Source organism: Microbacterium sp. SORGH_AS_0428 (genome assembly GCF_031453615.1).
In the GTDB taxonomy this organism is placed as follows: Bacteria; Actinomycetota; Actinomycetes; order Actinomycetales; family Microbacteriaceae; genus Microbacterium.
This window is the reverse complement of the sequence record NZ_JAVIZT010000001.1, coordinates 1,632,423-1,646,325: the sequence shown is the minus strand read 5'-3', so window position 1 is coordinate 1,646,325 and position 13,903 is coordinate 1,632,423. Positions and strand designations below refer to the sequence as shown.

Sequence of the window (13,903 nt, the reverse complement as noted above, 5' to 3'; positions counted from 1 at the left end):
ACGTTCAATCCATGTCATCTCGCGAGGATCTGAATTCGCCGACCGTCGCCGTCGTGGGGCCGGGAGCCATCGGCACGACCATCGCCGCCGCGCTCCACGACGCCGGACGGACGCCCCGACTCTACGGCCGCACCGGACAGGCGCACCTGGAGTTCCGGGAGGGTGAGCATCGCATCCAGGTGCCAGGCCCGGTGCGCACCGAGCCCGGACGGTCTGTGACCGTCGCAGACATCGTGTTCCTGGCGGTGAAGGCGACGCAGCTCGAGGCTGCCGCGCATTGGCTGCCAGCCCTCTGCGGGCGGGGAAGCGTGGTCTGCGTCCTGCAGAACGGTATCGAGCAGGTCGAGCTCGTCGCCCCACTGGTCCCGAGCGGTACCGAGATCGTGCCGGCGGTCGTATGGTTTCCCGCGCAGAGACAGTCTGACGGCGCGGTTCTGCTGCGCGGCGACGCGCGCATCAGCCTGCCTCGCACCCCCGCCGCCCTTCGCGTCGCGGCGACGCTTGGCGGCACGCGCTGCGCCGTGGGACTCGAGGATGACTACGTCACGACCGCGTGGCGCAAGCTTCTGCAGAACGCGACGGCGGGCCTGATGGTGCTCGCCGGTCGGCGGTCGGGGATGTTCGCCCGGCCGGATATCGCGCAGCTTGCCCTGGCGTATCTGCGTGAATGCGCGCGCGTCGCGCGCGCCGAGGGAGCGCTCGTCGAGGACCGCATCCTGGAGGAGATCCTGGCCGGGTTCCGGGACGCGCCGGCGGACATGGGCACGTCGATCCTGGTGGATCGCGAGGCCGGCCGGCCGCTGGAGTGGGAGGTCCGCAATGAGGTCATCTCGCGTCTCGCGCGCCGCCACGGGCTGCTGACTCCGATCAGCGACGTCGTGGTGCCGCTTCTGGCCGCGGCGAGCGACGGTCCGGGGTGAGGAGAGGAAACATGGCCTGACGCCCGACACGGATTCAACGAAAAGCAAACGGGCGTCACGAATCTCTTGACTTTCACCCGTTGAACCCCGCACCATGAGGGGGTCAGCACGCTGCGGTGCCGACGCGTCGGGGGCTCGAGGTGGTGACTCCGCGTGACGGATGCTTCGCGTTGGCGTCCTGCTTACCCGTCACTGAGAGGCACTTCGATGAAGAAGACCCTTGCCGCCATCGCTCTTGCAGCCGTGGCCGCTCTGACCCTGTCCGGTTGCACCGATTCCGCCGCGCCCGCCACGTCCCCCTCGGGCGACTCCACCGCGGGAGGCGGCGAGGTGCGCAAGGTGCGCGTCGCCGCTCTGCCCATCGCCGAGACGGGCGCCCTGTGGGCGGCCATCGACGCGGGCATCTTCGAAGACCACGGCCTCGACGTAGAGGTGGTCCCCGCCCAGGGCGGTGCGCAGGCCATCCCCGCGCTGCTCAGCGGCGACATCGACTTCGCGATCGGGCAGCCCATGGGACCGATCCGCGCAGCTCTGCAGGATCTCGGCGTCGTGATCTTCAGCAACTACGCCTCCAGCCACGCCGACGGCGAAGACGTCAACTCCGTCGTCGCCCTCGGCGACTCGGGCATCACGAGCCCTGCCGATCTCGCCGGCAAGCGCGTCTCGGTGAACAGCATCGGCGCCGCCGGTGACCTCACCATCCGCAAGGCCGTCGACGACGCCGGCGGCGACTCTTCCACCATCCAGTTCGTCGAGGTCGCCTTCCCGGACGTGAAGGCCCAGCTCGAAGCCGGCAACATCGACGCCGGCTGGGTGCCCGACCCCTTCCGCGGGCTCATCGTCTCCGGCGGTGGCGTCGACGTCGTCTCGCCCTACCAGGCCACCATCCCCGGCCTGACGGTGCTCACCAACTTCACCACGCAGGAGAAGATCGACGCCGACCCGCAGCTCGTCGCCGACTACGCGGCGGCGATGGCCGAGGCCCAGCAGTACGCGACCGACAACGAGGACGCCGTGCGCGCCGCGATCGTGAAGAACCTCGAGATCCCGGAGGCCGCAGCGGCCGGCATCACCCTGCCGAACTTCACCTCCGACCTCGGCGACGCCGGCATCGAGAAGCTCGCAGCCCTCGCCGTGCAGTACAAGTACATCGACGCCGAGCCCGACTTCACGAAGCTGATCCAGCCGCAGTGATCCCGAGCGGGGGATGCGGCACGCGCCGCATCCCCCGCATCCCCTCCGGAAGGCCCCCCATGACCCTCGCTCCGCCTGCGCCGGTGCACACGTCGACGGTCGTCGTGCCGCGTCGTCGACGCCGACGATCGTTCCGAGCCCCGCTGCTCGGCCTGCTCGGTGTCGTCGTGTTCCTCGGCATCTGGCAGCTCATCTCCGCTGCCGGACTCATCAACCCCTCGCGGCTGCCCTCGGCGGTCGACACGTTCACGCGCCTCGGCACGATGGCGGGCGACCTCGAGTTCTGGCGCAACGTCGGGCGCACCCTGACCGCGTGGGCGATCGGTCTCGCGATCGCCTCGGTGCTCGGCATCCTCCTCGGCGGGCTCATCGGCCTCGTCCCGGTGCTGCGGCGGGGAACCAACACCATGGTGGAGTTCCTGCGCCCCATCCCGTCGGTCGCCCTCATCCCGCTGGCGATCCTGACGTACGGCATCCAGATCCCGGCTGCGCTCGTGATCATCGTGTACGCCTGCTTCTGGCAGGTGTTCGTGCAGGTGCTGTACGGCGTCGCCGACATCGACACGGTCGCCCGCGACACCGCGCGCAGCTACGGCCTCACGCGCGCCGCGCAGCTGCGCTCGCTCGTGCTGCCGACCGCGCTCCCCTACATCTTCACCGGGCTGCGTCTCGCCGCATCCGTCGCCCTCATCCTGGCCATCACCGCGGAGATGACGATCGGCAACCCCGGTCTCGGCAAGGTGATCATCCTCGCGGCCAGCAACGGCAACATCGCCACGGTCTACGCCGTCGTGATCGTGACGGGTCTGCTCGGCCTCATCATCAACCTCGTCTTCCGCGTGCTCGAGCGCCGCGCGCTCGCCTGGCACCAGTCGATACGAGGGGAGGAAGTGCTGTGACCCTGTACACGAGCACCGTCCGCACGCCGCCGCGCGCGCCGCGGGTCTGGGCGCGCCTTGCCGCGAGCACCGCCTACGCGCTCGCCCTGCCGATCGTGCTGCTGATCATCTGGGGCGTGTGGGGCACGCTGGCGCCGGGCAAGTTCTTCCCCGCGCCCGGGCGGATCGCCGAGGCCTTCGTCAAGACCTGGGTCGGTCCGGCGTTCCTCACCGACGTCGTGCCGAGCCTGACGCGCCTGGCACTCGCCATCGTGCTGGCGATCGTGATCGGCGTCGCCGTCGGAACCCTCATCGGCCTCACGCGCTGGCTGCGCGAACTGGCCGAGCCGCTGCTGGAGTTCTTCCGCGCGATCCCGCCGCCCGTGCTGATCCCCGTCTTCGTGGCCCTGCTGGGCGTCACCGACAACATGAAGATCGTCGTCATCGTCTTCGGATCGTTGTGGCCCGTCCTGCTGAACACCGTCGACGGCGTGCGTGGCACCGACTCGGTCATGACGGAGACGGCCAAGTCGTTCTCCCTGACTCCCGCGCAGCGTCTGTTCTCGCTCGTGCTCCCGGCGGCGAGCCCGCGCATCATGGCCGGCGTGCGTCAGACGCTGTCGGTCGCGCTGATCATGATGGTGATCTCCGAGATGTTCTTCTCCTCGTCGGGCCTCGGATTCCAGATCGCCTACTTCCAGCGCAACTACCTCATCGCAGAGATGTGGAGCGGCATCGTGCTGCTCGGCTTGGTCGGCATCGTCCTGTCGGTCATCTTCACCATCGTCGAGCGCAGGGTCCTGCGCTGGTACCACGGAATCAAGGAGGTCGAGCGTGCCTGAGACGCTCCTGCAGGTCGAACACCTGAAGAAGGTCTACGAGTCCTCGACGGGCGTCGTGGAAGCGATCGGCGACATCGATTTCTCGATGCGCCGCGGTGAGCTGGTGTGCATCGTCGGTCCGTCCGGATGCGGCAAGACGACGCTGCTCAAGTGCATCTCGGGGCTACTGCGCCCCACCGCGGGAAGCGTGGTGCTCGACGGCAAGCAGGTCACCGCGCCGCCGCCGAACATGGCGCTCGTGTTCCAGGAGTACGGACGCAGCCTGTATCCGTGGCTGACGGTACGCGGCAACGTAGAGCTGCCGCTGAAGCACAAGAAGCTCTCGAAGAGCGAGCGCAATTCGCTCATCGACGACGCGCTGCTCGCGGTCGGTCTCGACCACGCCGCCGACAGCTACCCGTGGCAGCTCTCCGGCGGCATGCAGCAGCGCGTCGCGATCGCCCGCGCCGTCGCCTACCAGCCCGAGGTGCTCATCATGGACGAGCCCTTCGCGGCGGTCGATGCGCAGACGCGCGCCGACCTGGAAGACCTCGTGCGGCGCCTGCACCTGGAGCGCGGCATGTCGATCCTGTTCGTGACGCACGACATCGACGAGTCGGTCTACCTCGGCGAGCGCGTCGTCGTGCTGTCCAAGTCGCCGACGTGGGTGCAAGAGGATCTCGTGATCGACCTCGCGCCCGAGCGCGACCAGATCACGACGCGCGCCTTGCCCCGCTTCACCGAGCTGCGCACGCACGTGTACGAGCAGATCCAGCGCGCCAAGCGCGGCGAGGCCGTCCGTCCGGCCGCATGATATGTCGGTGACATCGGTGCAATCCCTCTCGCGAGAGGTCGAAGCGACCCAGCGTGCGCCGCAGCGCCTGCTGCTCGCCCTGCTGGGCGAACTCCTCGAACGGGGGATCTCCCGACCCGTGCGAGCGAGCTTCTATCTCGACGTGCTCGAGAGTGCGGGGGTCGCCGCTCCGACCACGCGGGCCGCCCTGGACCGGATGGCCGTCACCGGGCTGCTCTCGCGCGCGCGGGTCGGTCGGGGCGTCGAGTTCGCCCTCACGGATCACGGGCGCGCGGTGCTGGAGGAGGCCTCCGAGCGCGTGCACTCACCGCATCCGTTCGATCCGGTCGGCAGCGGATGGACGCTCGTGACCTTCACGGTGCCGGAGGACCAGCGCACGCTTCGTCACCGCCTGCGCGCGGCGCTCGCGTGGGAGGGGTTCGCCGCAGTGCGCGACGGACTGTGGATCGCGCCGGGAGAGGTCGATCTTGTCGCGGCCCTCGGCGGCCTCAAAGAGGAGTTGCCGGCCGGCGCGGTGATCGCGTTTCGCGCTCGGGACCTCGCCGCGTTCCCGGTGGCAGACGCGGCCCGCACCGCATGGGATCTCGCCCGCATCCGCTCCGCGCACGAGCGCTTCGCCATGGAGTGGAACACTGCCGAGGCGATCGAGGCCCCGCCGCTGGCGGCGCTGACGATGCTCGTCGCCGACTGGCTGGAGCTGCTGCGCAGCGACCCGCGCCTTCCGTTCGACTATCTCGGCGAGGACTGGCCCGCCCAGCGCACGACGGAGATCTACCGCGCCCGCCGGGCCGCCTGGTCGGCTGCAGCCGCCGAGGCGCTGGCCGCTGCGATCCCCGGCGACTGATCCCCGCTTCGGCGCGCGCCGCGGGGGTGCGGGCCTGCAGCACAGCTCAGTCGGAACCGGTCGGGTCGGTGCGGGGGGCTGTCGGTGAGGCTGGTTCTGGCTGAGCTGCGCGCCAAACTCCTGCAGAACCCGCCCGCCGGTGGTTGCCCGGGTGCTGGTGGTCGGTTCTGCAGGAGTTTGGGTCGGGTGTGCGGTGGCACAACGGGTCTGCGGCACAACTCAGTCGGAACCGGTCGGGTCGGGATGGGGTGCTGTCGGTGAGGCTGGTTCTGGCTGCGTCTTGCCCGAACTCCTGCAGAACCCGCCCGCCGGTGGTTGCCCGGGTGCTGGTGGCCGGTTTTGCAGGAGTTGGGGCGCGGAGTGCGCCGTCGGATGCGGGAGAAGTGACACCATTGCGACACCGGCATCCGCCCGGCTGTCGAACCAGGGGGCTTCTCGTGTGGTCGGAGAACTCGAAGATCGCCGTGATGATCGTTGTCCTTGTGCACAGCCTCACTCTCTGGGTACTGGTCCCGGTGGGCTTCGTCGCGTGGCTGGTCGTCGTGCCCTTCACATTCCGGCGTCCGATCCGCCCGGGCGCATTCTTGGGGTGGTTGGCCTTCAACAACGTCGTCCTTCTTCAAAGGGTCCTGTTTCGTCCGTTGTTCAGGTCACCGCTGAGGTGGCTCGGACCGCGGGAGATGCGTGACGGGAAGCACCGCATCAGCTCTCATGATCTGTTCCTGATCCCACCGTTTTGAGGGCCCGCATCCGGCGCGCATCAGACGAATGCCCCGCCCGCCGCGTGAGCTCGGGGCGGCTGGGCCGCGGGTCTGCTGCACAGCTCAGGCGGAACCGGCCGGGTCGGTGCCCTGTGTTGCGAGTGGTGTCCGATGCGGGAGTTGTGCCCGAACTCCTGCAGAACGTGGGTGGCCTTCCCGCTCGGGGTGCCAGTGGTCGCTTCTGCAGGAGTTCGGGCACGGATGCGGGGTGGCGCAGCGGGGTCGGCACGTCTCAGCCGGTACCGACCGGGTCCGTGCGGGGTGCTGTGGGTGAGGCTGGTTCCGGCTGAGCTGTGCCCCAACTCCTGCAGAACCCGCCCGCCGGTGGGCTACCCGGGCGGCGGCTGCCCGTTTTGCAGGAGTTCGGGCGCGGGGAGGTCCGTGGTGTCCGGATGCGGCTGAGCCGCGCCCGAGGACAGTAGCCTGGCCCTTCGAGGAGGAGAGATGAGCGAGTCCGAGATCTCGGTGACGCCACTGAACGCGCAGGTCGTGCTGTTCGCTTCGGAGGGCGCGGAGTTTCCCGAGTGGGTGACCGGCGAGGAGCCGGCCGTTGCAACCGACTCCGCGATCATGGTGGCGACTCGAGAGGACCTCGCCGGAGACGTCACAGTGCGTGTACTGGTCGACGAGGTGGCACCACAGGGCGAGAAGGTGTTCGAGCATGTCCTGTCGGTGCCGACGAGGTCGGTACGTTTCGGAAGCTTCCTTTCGGGCGAGCTCGCCGAGATCCCGCTGCCGGATGCGGGAGAGTACATCGCACAGGTCTATGTCGACGACCCGGCCGCAGCGTCCGCCGTGTTCGTGCTTCTCGATCGGCGCGAGGGCTGAGCTGACCCCCTGGCCACCTCGCCGATGCCGGGTTACCGTGGAACATGGCGCTCTATCGCTGGCGGCGGGCGCTCATCGCCGCGATCGTCCTCGGCGGCTTCGGCCTGTATTGGGCCTCCATCGCCTTCGCGTGGCGAATCCCGCTGTGGGCGGTGATCCTGGGGGCCGCCCTTGCTCTGATCGCGGTGTCACTCCTGTCGTTCCGGCCCCGGCCCCGGCGCAAGAGCAGGAACAGGATCGAGAGCGACGGTCTGTACGCATCCGACCCCTACAGCGACGCGTACTTGGGTCGCACCGCGCCGACGCACCCGCATCGCGACACGAAGCCCACGTCGCAGATCGGCGGCCCACTACCCGTCGATCCGCTCGCAGACGCGATCGACCAGGAGCCCGAGCGAGGGCAGCGCTGAGTCCGAGCGGTCAGGGCGTCGCGTCTGGTGCCTGCCATGCGGTCACAGCGACGGTGGTGCCGGCGACCACATCGAGCTCGACCGGCCAGGAGCCGCGCGTCTCTCCCGCGACGACCGCCGCCCACAGCGTGCGCGCGATGAGGGCGCCGTGGGTGGACTGGGCATCCCAGCCGAGGTAGGCGACCGCGGAAGAACCCGCCGGAACGACGACGGATGCGGGTCCCGGATCGGTCGCCATGAAGGAACCGCCGTGCTCGATCGTGGTGTCGAGCAGATGACCGTTCTGGTCGCCGAACGCGATGTCGGGATATCCCTCGATCGTGCATGGCGCGTCGGAGAAGTTCAGGAGCTCGAGGCGGAGCCCCCGATGCCCGGTCGCCGCATCGGGCTCGCCCTTCAGGATCATGGCGCGATCCGGAGTGCAGCCGTCCTCGCCCGTCACACCGGCACCGGCGGAGCGCTCCGGGACCGGCTCGCCCTCCGCCTGGGGATCGGCCGGGATCGAACCGTCCGGCGGAGCGGGCTCGGCGGCGGCCTGGTCGGCCCGCACCTGGGCCTGTGAGGCGTCGCCGCCCAGCGTCTGCGTCGCGACGAGGAGGGCGAGCGCCGCGACCGCAGCTCCCACGGCCAGCGCCGCGCGAGGGCGCGACGGGCCGTGCGCCGCCGTGCCGAGGGCATCCCGTCGCGACAGGTGGGACGCGAGCAGTGCCGGCAGCCACCCGTAGAGCAGTCCCCAGTACGCACCGATCGCGGCTCGGCTCCCGAGATCCACGGCCCACAGGGCCCACCCGTGGGTGAAGAGGGTGCCGAAGACGAGCTGCGCGTCGATCGTCATTCCGGTGACGGCGCCGGCGCTGACGACGGCGAGCCAGGTCGCGGCGAACGAGCCGTGGCGAACGATATGCAGGATCGCCGCGACGCACGCGGCGACGGCGACGGCGGCGATGAGCGGGGAGAGCAGGGACCACGGGGCGGGCCAGGACCAGACGTACGGGCTCGGCGTCGGCAGCGCCGCCTGCTGCACTCGCTGCAACGGCGTGAGCGACACGGCCGCTGCCAGCCCGACGACGAGCAACCAGAGGGCGCCGGCAGCGCCGCCCACCCACCAGATCCTGTGTGATGACCGCATTCGTCCCCCATCCGTCGCGGCGCGACCCCCTCACGGAGCCTAGACCGACGAGCTCGGCGTCCACTCCGCACTGATCACGGCGCGCTCCCACTGGTCGCGCGGGCCGTCCGTCTCGCGGGCGGAGTCGGTGAGCCAGATCGTGGAATCCGGGCCCCAGCCGGCGATCACGGAGGCGTAGTCCTCATCGATCGGGATGAGGGCGGTCGCCGCGGACAGGTACCCCAGCGTCGTCAGGTGCACCGCATCCCAGCGCTGAGCGACGCGCTCCCAGTCGGGGATGAGCCATCGCCCGTCGCGTCCGGTCACGCGGAACCAGTCGTGCCGTCGCGACGCGGTGACCTCCATCGGGTACCCGCGACACAGCTGCGCCCAGTCCTTCGCAGAGCGGATCTCGAGGACCTCGCCCCGGCCGGCGATGGGGATGACGGTGGCGACCGTCCATCCCATCGGGTCCTCGACCATGTCGAGCGCGGCGAGCGGGCTCCCTCGGCTCGTGAGCAGCTGTTGCGGCACCGACCACCATGTCCCCGACCAGTTCGCGCGCGGATCGGTGGGGCGCTCCCGCAGTGATCGTCGCTCGTCCTCGTGCTGCTCGTCCGACCATCGTTCGAGGATCTGCGCGGCGCTCCGTTCGATCGGCGCGCTCTCCGACACCGGGCACCACTGCGCCGTCCACTGGTGGACCGCGGCGGATGCGGTCAGCTCCGGCGACAGTGCGACCAGCCTCCTCGCCGCGGTCGACAGCGATGCACGTACGGAGGGCAGCGCCGCGACGATGTCGGTGCCGTCGGGTTCCTGCCAGTAGCGCGCGATGTCCACCGACGAGGCCAGGGCAGCCCGCGCGATCGCGGGCGTCACGGCGCCCACGTCGGCGCGCCCGATCGCATCGGCCACCTCGAGGTCGGTGAACGACGGATCGTCGTGCGTGTCGGGCTCGCCGCTCCCGAAACGCAGCAGCGTCCCCGGATGCGGGTCGCGCTCTCGAGCGAGCCAGAACAGGCTGCTCGCCACCGCCTCATCGACGTCGCTCACGCAGTTCAGGCACCATCGCCGACCCCGCGGCCCGCGCAGCAGCTCCTCGTGCACGTCCATGATGAAGCCAGCTTGCCCCACGCAGCGGTGGAGTGCTCAGCCCTGCGCGGCGCGGATGTGCTCGGCGATGCGCAGGTAGCTCTCCCTGGCGAGCGCGTCGTCGCCGCCGTCGTAGCCGTGGTCCGCGCCTTCGACCTGCCAGAACTCCGCCAACGCGCCCACGCGCTCGAGCCGCCGCGCGTAGCGCTCGTCCTCATCGCGCAGGATGTCATCGGATGCGGCGATGACGACGGCCGGGGCGATTCGCGTGAGATCGGCGGTGTCGGACGCGCCCGCCGGAGAGACCAGCGGATCGGCGCGGCCGGCCGGCTCGGGCACGTAGGAGCTGTCGAAGACCTCGGACATCCACGGTCGCAGGAGCGGCTTCGCGAGGGGCGAGTGCTTCTCGGCCGCGGGGACGGTGAGATCGAGCGGCGGGTAGTGCAGCACCTGCAGACGGATGCGGGGACCGCCCGCATCCAGCGCCTGCCGTGCGACCGCGGCGGCGATCGCCCCGCCCGCGCTCTGCCCGCCGACCGTGAGCCGTGTGGCGTCCCATCCCTGCGCGTCGGCGTTGTCGATCGCCCACTGCACGACCCGCATCGCCTGGTGCACCGCGGTCGGGAACGGATGCTGGGGCGCGACCGCGTAGTCGACGTCGATCACCACGACGCCCGCCCGGCTCGCGATCGCGCGGCAGAGCGCGTCGTCGCCGTGCAGCTGGCCCAGGATGTAGCCGCCCCCGTGGAAGTTCACGTGCACGCCGGGGGTGGCGGCCGCATCCGCCGCGCGATAGATCACGGCGGGCGCCGGCGGGTCGGCGGGGATGATCAGCTCGCGCCGGTCGGCCGCGAACTCCGGCAGTCGCTCGCGCGGGTCGAGTCCGCCGGTCTGCGCCGCCATCATGCGCGGCATGGCCTTCTGCAACCGTCGCGCGACGAATCGTGCGACGGCGGGGCGCGACAGCAGCGACACGATCAGTGCTTCCGGCCGAACAGCTCGCGCAGCGCGGCCTTGCGGACCTTGCCGGACGCGGTGCGCGGCAGGTCCTCGACCACGACGACGTTCTTGGGGAGCTTGTACCGGGCGAGCACGCCGTCGAGCTGGGTGCGCACGGACTCGGTCGTGACCTCGGCCCCCTCCTTGACGGTCACCACGGCCCACGGGACTTCACCCCACCGCTCGTCAGGCACCCCGATCACGGCGACCCCGGAGATCCCGCGGATGTCGTTGATGAGGTTCTCGACCTCGGCGGGGTAGATGTTCTCCCCGCCGGAGATGATCATGTCTTTCAGCCGGTCGGAGATGAAGAGGTAGCCGTCCTCATCCAGATACCCGAGGTCGCCGGAGCGGAACCAGCCGTCCTCGCGGAACGACGCCGCGGTCTCGTCCGGGAGCCCGTGGTACCCGGGGAACACATTGGGCCCTGCGATCTCGATCTCCCCCACGACGCCGGGAGGCACGACGGCGCCGGTGTCGTCGGTCACGCGCACCTCGGTGAAGAAGTGCGGCACGCCCACACTGCCCTGCTTCGCGCGGGTCATCGCCGGTGCCAGGGAGGTGGCGCCGGGGGAGGTCTCGGTCATGCCGTACCCCTGCGAGAACGACAGACCCCGCGCCTCGAAGGCGTTGAGGATGCGCGTGGGCACCGCGGAGCCGCCGCACGTCAGCTTCTGCAGGCTCGACAGGTCGGTCGTGGGCCAGCCGGGGTGATCGGCCATGAGCTGGTACGTCGTCGGCACGCCGCTGAGCATCGTGATGCGGTGGCGTTCGATGAGCATGAGGGCACGCCCCGCGTCGAATCCCTTCTCCAGCACGAGCGTCGCGCCCTTGAGGATGACCGGCAGCGCGCCCATGCCGAGGGAGGCCACGTGGAACAGCGGCGAGATCATCAGCGCGATGTCGGTCGAGACCACGTCGTAGTCGATGATGCAGTTCAGCGCGACCCAGGTGAGATTGCCGTGGGTGAGCACGGCGCCCTTCGCGCGACCCGTGGTGCCCGAGGTGTAGACGATCGCAGCCGGGTCCTCCAGCGTCACCTCGGTCGTGCCGACCGAGGTGACGTCGGCGTCGCGCACCAGCGCGGACAGACCGGGGTGGTACGAGATGCCCTCCCCGGTCAGGATGACCTCGCCGATGGATGCGGCCTCGATCCCCGGGATGATGCGTTCCGCGAACTCCGGGTCATGAATGAGCACCCGGGCGCCGGAGTCCGTCAGCACGTGCTGGATCTCGGGTGCCGCCAGGCGCGTGTTGACCGGCACGAACACGGCCCCCAGTCGGGCGCAGGCGAAGAGCACCTGCAGGAACGCCGGGCTGTTCTCGCCGAGATAGGCCACCGCATCCGCTTTGCCGACGCCGCGCTCGCGCAGCACGGCCGCCGTGCGATCGACGGCGTCGGCGAACTCGCCGTACGACAGCGTCTCGCCGCCGTCGACGATGATCGCGGGTTTGCCGGGGCTCTTCAGTCGTCTCTTGGTGATCCAGGATCCCAGTCCGTGATCATGCATCGTTGCATCCTCGTGGTGGTGGGTTCGGGGCAGAGCCCCGTGGGGAGGGGTCAGGCGTAGAAGCGGTACAGCCCGCGAGCGACGACGGCGGGCTTGGTGGCGCCCTCGATCTCGATCGTCTGGTCGACGGCGAACTGGTACCCGCCGGGTACCTCCGTGACCTCGGCGATGACGGCGCCGCCGCGGATGCGGGCACCCACGGCGACGGGCGAGACGAAGCGCACCTTGTCGAGGCCGTAGTTCACCTTGGTGCTGACGCCCTCGAGATCGAACAGGTCGGACCAGAACTTCACGGTCAACGAGAGCGACAGGAAGCCGTGCGCGATCGGGCCACCGAAGGGGCCCTCCTTGGCGCGTTCCGGGTCGACGTGGATCCACTGGTGGTCGTCGGTCGCGTCGGCGAAGAGGTTCACCCGATCCTGCGTCACCTCGAGCCAGTCGGTGAAGCCGAGGTCGGTGCCCGCGAGGGATGCGGCGTCGGCGTATGCGGCGGTCGTGGTCATGGTGGGTTCCTTTCGATGGATGTTCAGACGAAGGCGGACGAGCCGGTGAGTCCCCGCCCGACGATCAGGGCGGTCATCTCGTGCGTCCCCTCGTAGGAGTAGACGGCTTCCGCATCGGCGAAGAACCGTGCCGCCCCGTGTTCGAGGAGGATGCCGTTGCCGCCCTGCACTTCGCGGGCGAGCGCGACGCTCTCACGCGCGAGGCGGGCGGTCTGCATCTTCGCCAGTGCCGAGTCCTCGTCACGGAGCACGCCCGCATCCTGTCGGGCGGACAGGCGCGTGACGATGCCGAGGGATGAGGTGAGGTTGCCGAGGATGCGGGCGAGCTTCTCCTGCACGAGCTGGAAGCCGCCCAGCGGCGAGCCGAACTGCTCGCGCTCGCGCACATACGCGACCGCCGCATCCAGGGCGCCCGCCTGCAGGCCGGTCGCGATCCAGGCCACATCCGAGCGCAGCGACCGCAGGATCTCGGCCACGTCCCGCCAGCTGTCGACGCGCTGGAGCCGTGCGCTCTCGTCGACGCGCACGCCGTCGAGGCGGATGTCGAAGTTCTGCATGGGGCGCAGCGACACTTTGCCCTCGATGCGGGTGAGCGTGACGCCGGGCGCACTCCGCGGCACGAGGAACGCCTTGACCTCGCCGTCGTCGGCGGCGCGCGCGAACACGACGAGCACGTCGGCGGCGTCGGCGCCCCCGATCCATCGCTTCGCACCGTCGATGACCCAGCCGTCGCCCTCGCGGGTCGCGGTCGTGGCGAGCCCGCCCGCGATGTCGGAGCCGTGATCGGGTTCGGTCAGGGCGAAGACGCCCCGCAGGGCGAAGCTGCGGATGGCGTCGTCGAGTGCGGCGACCTGTTCGGGCGAGCCCCCGCGGCGCACGGCGGTGCGGAACAGCCCCGACTGCGCGTTGTACGCCGTCGCGACCGACACGTCGGTGCGCGCGAGCACGAACGCGCGGTAGCCGGAGAAGACGGAGGATGCGGCCTCGGCGGGTTCGACTCCGACCGGCTGCATGAGATCGAGAGGTGCGAGGGCGTCGATGACGGCGCCCGGCAGCGTCGCGCTCTCCCACGCGGCGGGCAGCAGGGGGGCGATCCGCGTGCGCAGCGTGTCGTCGAGGCGTGCGAGGGCCGCGCGGGCGCCCTCGCTGAGCATCGCCTCGGCGTACCCGAGCGGATCGTGACCGAAAGGCGCCTCGCTGCGCAGTCTCGGGTTCATGGG

14 protein-coding genes are annotated in these 13,903 nt (G+C 70.2%); 8 read left to right on the top strand and 6 right to left on the bottom strand.

From position 1 onward, the window contains the following. Window positions 1-11 precede the first annotated feature (11 nt). From QE374_RS07765 to QE374_RS07730, 8 genes are all read left to right on the top strand, one after another. On the top strand, window positions 12-920 hold the full coding sequence (locus QE374_RS07765; protein WP_309733680.1) for an oxidoreductase: 909 nt from the start codon (window positions 12-14) through the stop codon (window positions 918-920). A 207-nt stretch (window positions 921-1,127) separates the two neighbouring features. Continuing rightward, on the top strand, window positions 1,128-2,114 hold the full coding sequence (locus tag QE374_RS07760; RefSeq protein WP_309733678.1) for an ABC transporter substrate-binding protein: 987 nt from the start codon (window positions 1,128-1,130) through the stop codon (window positions 2,112-2,114). 59 nt (window positions 2,115-2,173) lie between these two features. Continuing rightward, the gene (locus QE374_RS07755; protein ID WP_309733677.1) at window positions 2,174-3,013 is read left to right on the top strand and encodes an ABC transporter permease; all 840 of its coding nucleotides are present in this window, start codon (window positions 2,174-2,176) and stop codon (window positions 3,011-3,013) included. Further along, entirely contained in the window at window positions 3,010-3,834 is an 825-nt protein-coding gene (locus QE374_RS07750) for an ABC transporter permease (RefSeq protein ID WP_309733675.1), read from the top strand. The genes QE374_RS07755 and QE374_RS07750 overlap by 4 nt, the downstream gene beginning before the upstream one ends. Further along, on the top strand, window positions 3,827-4,627 hold the full coding sequence (locus QE374_RS07745; protein ID WP_274287032.1) for an ABC transporter ATP-binding protein: 801 nt from the start codon (window positions 3,827-3,829) through the stop codon (window positions 4,625-4,627). The genes QE374_RS07750 and QE374_RS07745 overlap by 8 nt, the downstream gene beginning before the upstream one ends. Window positions 4,628-4,634: 7 nt before the next feature. After that, a complete protein-coding gene (locus QE374_RS07740) occupies window positions 4,635-5,471 on the top strand; it encodes a PaaX family transcriptional regulator C-terminal domain-containing protein (protein ID WP_309733672.1) in 837 nt (278 codons plus the stop codon). A 1,205-nt stretch (window positions 5,472-6,676) separates the two neighbouring features. Continuing rightward, entirely contained in the window at window positions 6,677-7,060 is a 384-nt protein-coding gene (locus tag QE374_RS07735) for a hypothetical protein (RefSeq protein WP_309733670.1), read from the top strand. Between the two features lie 44 nt (window positions 7,061-7,104). Next, window positions 7,105-7,470: a hypothetical protein gene (locus tag QE374_RS07730; protein ID WP_309733669.1), complete on the top strand. Its 366-nt coding sequence runs from the start codon at window positions 7,105-7,107 to the stop codon at window positions 7,468-7,470. Window positions 7,471-7,480: 10 nt separating this feature from the next. Here the strand turns inward: QE374_RS07730 and QE374_RS07725 are convergent, their stop codons facing one another. Genes QE374_RS07725 through QE374_RS07700 form a run of 6 tightly spaced genes read right to left on the bottom strand, consistent with a single transcriptional unit; the run spans window position 7,481 to window position 13,900 of the window. Next, window positions 7,481-8,599, bottom strand: coding sequence for a DUF4232 domain-containing protein (locus tag QE374_RS07725; RefSeq protein WP_309733667.1), 1,119 nt, complete (start codon window positions 8,597-8,599; stop codon window positions 7,481-7,483). 39 nt (window positions 8,600-8,638) lie between these two features. Beyond that, on the bottom strand, window positions 8,639-9,691 hold the full coding sequence (locus tag QE374_RS07720; RefSeq protein ID WP_309733665.1) for a hypothetical protein: 1,053 nt from the start codon (window positions 9,689-9,691) through the stop codon (window positions 8,639-8,641). Between the two features lie 36 nt (window positions 9,692-9,727). Next, window positions 9,728-10,645, bottom strand: coding sequence for an alpha/beta hydrolase (locus tag QE374_RS07715; RefSeq protein ID WP_309733663.1), 918 nt, complete (start codon window positions 10,643-10,645; stop codon window positions 9,728-9,730). A 2-nt stretch (window positions 10,646-10,647) separates the two neighbouring features. Further along, the gene (gene menE / locus QE374_RS07710) at window positions 10,648-12,180 is read right to left on the bottom strand and encodes an o-succinylbenzoate--CoA ligase (protein WP_309733661.1); all 1,533 of its coding nucleotides are present in this window, start codon (window positions 12,178-12,180) and stop codon (window positions 10,648-10,650) included. 50 nt (window positions 12,181-12,230) lie between these two features. Then, the gene (locus QE374_RS07705; RefSeq protein WP_309733659.1) at window positions 12,231-12,683 is read right to left on the bottom strand and encodes a MaoC family dehydratase; all 453 of its coding nucleotides are present in this window, start codon (window positions 12,681-12,683) and stop codon (window positions 12,231-12,233) included. 23 nt (window positions 12,684-12,706) lie between these two features. Beyond that, complete coding sequence (locus QE374_RS07700) at window positions 12,707-13,900, bottom strand: acyl-CoA dehydrogenase family protein (protein ID WP_309733656.1); 1,194 nt, start codon at window positions 13,898-13,900, stop codon at window positions 12,707-12,709. Window positions 13,901-13,903: the final 3 nt, after the last annotated feature.

Bases quoted from the DNA above. Each gene is read 5' to 3' on its own strand.
- QE374_RS07765 (WP_309733680.1), top strand. From the start codon at position 12: ATGTCATCTCGCGAGGATCTGAATTCGCCGACCGTCGCCGTCGTGGGG.
- QE374_RS07760 (WP_309733678.1), top strand. From the start codon at position 1,128: ATGAAGAAGACCCTTGCCGCCATCGCTCTTGCAGCCGTGGCCGCTCTG.
- QE374_RS07755 (WP_309733677.1), top strand. From the start codon at position 2,174: ATGACCCTCGCTCCGCCTGCGCCGGTGCACACGTCGACGGTCGTCGTG.
- QE374_RS07735 (WP_309733670.1), top strand. From the start codon at position 6,677: ATGAGCGAGTCCGAGATCTCGGTGACGCCACTGAACGCGCAGGTCGTG.
- QE374_RS07730 (WP_309733669.1), top strand. From the start codon at position 7,105: ATGGCGCTCTATCGCTGGCGGCGGGCGCTCATCGCCGCGATCGTCCTC.
- QE374_RS07725 (WP_309733667.1), bottom strand. From the start codon at position 8,599: ATGCGGTCATCACACAGGATCTGGTGGGTGGGCGGCGCTGCCGGCGCC.
- QE374_RS07720 (WP_309733665.1), bottom strand. From the start codon at position 9,691: ATGGACGTGCACGAGGAGCTGCTGCGCGGGCCGCGGGGTCGGCGATGG.
- menE (WP_309733661.1), bottom strand. From the start codon at position 12,180: ATGCATGATCACGGACTGGGATCCTGGATCACCAAGAGACGACTGAAG.
- QE374_RS07705 (WP_309733659.1), bottom strand. From the start codon at position 12,683: ATGACCACGACCGCCGCATACGCCGACGCCGCATCCCTCGCGGGCACC.
- QE374_RS07700 (WP_309733656.1), bottom strand. From the start codon at position 13,900: ATGAACCCGAGACTGCGCAGCGAGGCGCCTTTCGGTCACGATCCGCTC.